Source organism: Mesorhizobium sp. M5C.F.Ca.IN.020.29.1.1 (assembly GCF_003997375.1).
GTDB lineage: Bacteria > Pseudomonadota > Alphaproteobacteria > Rhizobiales > Rhizobiaceae > Mesorhizobium > Mesorhizobium wenxiniae.
This window is the reverse complement of record NZ_RZSW01000655.1, coordinates 1-2,895: the sequence shown is the minus strand read 5'-3', so window position 1 is coordinate 2,895 and position 2,895 is coordinate 1. Positions and strand designations below refer to the sequence as shown.

Here is a 2,895-nt window from a genome sequence, read left to right as displayed (position 1 = left end):
CACCGGCGGCGCGGATGTGCCGCAGCTTTGCCGCGATGCCGGTCTTCTCGTCGTCGAGAATGACGGATTCGACGATTTCCAGCGAAAGTTTTTGTGGCGGCAGGCCAGTTTTTTCCAGCACGCCGAAGAGGAAGGCGTCGAAATCGGGCTCACGCAATTCGCTGCCGGATACGTTGACCGCGAGCCGTCCGAAGGCGACGCCGGCGCGGTTCCACTCGGCCGCCTCGCTGATTGCCTTGGCGATGACAATGCGGCCGATCGCAGGCATGAGTCCGCATTTCTCGGCGACGGGAATGAATTCGCCCGGTGCGATCATGCCGCGCTCGGCATGTTCCCAGCGAACCAGCGCCTCGATGCCGCCGATCGTACCGTTCGACAACGAAACCTGTGGCTGGAAATAGACCTGGAACGCCTTCTCCGCGATTGCGATCCTAATGTCATGCTCGAGCTGCTTGCGGTAATCGAGTTCATGCCGCAATTCCTCGGAGAAGAATGAGAGACTGCCGCTCTGCTTCTTGGCGGAGTGGAGCGCGAGGTCGGCATGGACGAGCAGATCTTGCGCATTGTCGGCGTCGACCGGATAGACGGCGACGCCGGCGCTGGCGCCTGGAAGGATGGTCGTGCCCTGAAAGACGATCGGTTCGTTGATCTGCGTCAGCACGCGCCTGGCGACCATGTTGATGTCCTCGGTGCCGCCGGCACCATTGAGGATCATTACGAACTCGTCGCTGCCGAGACGCACGCAGAGATCCGATGCCCGGCAGGAATCGCGCATGCGCTGCGCCGTCACCACCAGCACATAGTCGCCGGCGGCGTGGCCAAGCGTGTCGTTGATCTGCTTGAACCGGTCGAGGTCGAGGTGGACCGCCGCAAGCCGCTCTCGCCGACGCTGTGCACCCTTGATCAGCGTATCGAAATGGTCGGTCAGGAAGATGCGATTGTGCAGGCCGGTAAGGCCGTCATGCACGGCGATGAAAGCCATCGAATTGCGGGCATCGATCAGTTCGTGTGTCTTGCGCAGAATGGCGTTCGACATCGGCCTGAAGATGAAAAGTGCCACCAGCACGATGACGCCGATGGTGGTGTAGAACAGCGTTCGATGGAGATCGAGAAGTGTTTCCGATCGCGCATCGGCATGGGCGCTGATGCGCTGGCCGAGTGCCGCGTAGCCCGACAGGGTCGCATTGGCGATGGAAGCGTCGAGGTTGACGCGTTCGGCGCCGCCCTTGTAGCCGCCATTATCGGCCATGCCGAGTCGTGATTCGAACGCCGAAACCAGGCGTTGACCGTTGGCGATAAGCCCGACCGAGAAGTAGTCGAGATGAAACGGCTTGGCGAAAAGCACGCTCTCGACTGATTTCGGATCGAACCTTGCCGGTGACGCCGGGTCGGCGACGACCCGCTCGAGCAGAAGGTCATAGTTCCTCTCGAACTCCGCCGTGGCCTGTTTGAATGCGGTGACCAGAGCCGGTTGTTGGTTGCGCGAAGCAGTACCTGCCGCGTTGGCAAGGAAGACAATGCGTTGCGACAGCGTCTTTTGCATGCCGACAATATCGAGCAGCGTATCGTCGTGCCGCTGGTCAGCCATCATCTGCTGGAGAAGGATGAAGGACGCCATCACCATGGCTGCAATGATCAGCAGCGCCAGCCAATAGCCGGCCTTGATCAACAGTATAAGCCTGCCCGAAATGGTTTGCACCGGTTGCTGCGACATTTCTGAGGCGGTCCCTCTCGCCGACAGATTGTTAGGTGTGAGAACCATTGGCTTGAAAGTGTTAACAGCTCTGGAAGTCGACAGAGCTGCGACAGCGGCAGCGGTGGAAAGCTCGCGAAATGGTTATCGCGTTCTTTCGCGCCGCAGCTGCATTTGAGCATCCGCCAGTTGGCGGCATTCTAGCCACATTCTGGTCACTGACCGTCGCATCACCGAAGCGGTCGCTTTTGCGGTGGATTTTTCGCCCGCGCGGGGCGACAGTCCATTCAATCTCAACAGGGCCTGATCATGAGTGCGGCATTCCTCTCCTATATCGATAGCGAGCTTCAAGGGCTGAAATCGGCCGGCCTCTACAAATCCGAGCGGGTGATCACCTCGACGCAGTCGGCCGAGATCGACGTGGGCGGCGAAAAGGTGCTGAATTTCTGCGCCAACAATTATCTCGGCCTCGCAGACAGCGCCGAGTTGCGCGACGCGGCCAAGCAGGCACTCGACCGCTATGGTTATGGCATGGCGTCGGTGCGCTTCATCTGCGGCACGCAGGAAGAGCACAAGCAGCTCGAGGCGACGATTTCTGGCTTCCTCGGCATGGAGGATACGATCCTCTACGGCTCGTGCTTCGATGCCAATGGCGGCCTGTTCGAGACGCTGCTCGGCGAGGAGGATGCGGTCATCTCCGACGCGCTGAACCACGCTTCGATCATCGACGGCGTGCGGCTGTCGAAGGCGAAGCGCTTCCGCTATGCCAACAACGACATGGCCGATCTGGAGGCGCGGCTGAAGGAGGCAAGGGATTGCCGTTTTCGGCTGATCGCCACCGATGGTGTATTTTCCATGGACGGCATCATCGCCAATCTGAAGGGCGTCTGTGATCTCGCCGAGAAGTACGATGCAATGGTAATGGTGGATGACAGCCATGCAGTCGGCTTCGTTGGCAGGAACGGCCGCGGCTCGGCCGAGCATTGCGGCGTTGAGGGCAGGGTGGATATCATCACCGGCACGCTCGGCAAGGCGCTGGGCGGCGCGTCGGGCGGCTACACATCGGGCAAGTGCCAGGTGGTCGACTGGTTGCGCCAACGCTCGCGTCCCTATCTGTTTTCCAACACGCTGATGCCGGCGATCGCGGGCGCCTCGATCCGGGTTTTCGAACTGATCGGCAATGGCGATGCGCTGCGTCAGCG

Annotated in this window: 2 protein-coding genes; one reads left to right on the top strand and one right to left on the bottom strand. The window is 60.6% G+C overall.

What is annotated here, in order from left to right; translation table 11 throughout:
* On the bottom strand, positions 1-1,714 hold a 1,714-nt coding region (locus tag EOA85_RS31590), incomplete at its 3' end, for a diguanylate cyclase (RefSeq protein WP_127212346.1).
* A 288-nt stretch (positions 1,715-2,002) separates the two neighbouring features.
* Here EOA85_RS31590 and EOA85_RS31585 point away from each other — a divergent pair.
* The coding region (locus EOA85_RS31585; protein WP_127212345.1) for a glycine C-acetyltransferase at positions 2,003-2,895 on the top strand (893 nt) is incomplete at its 3' end.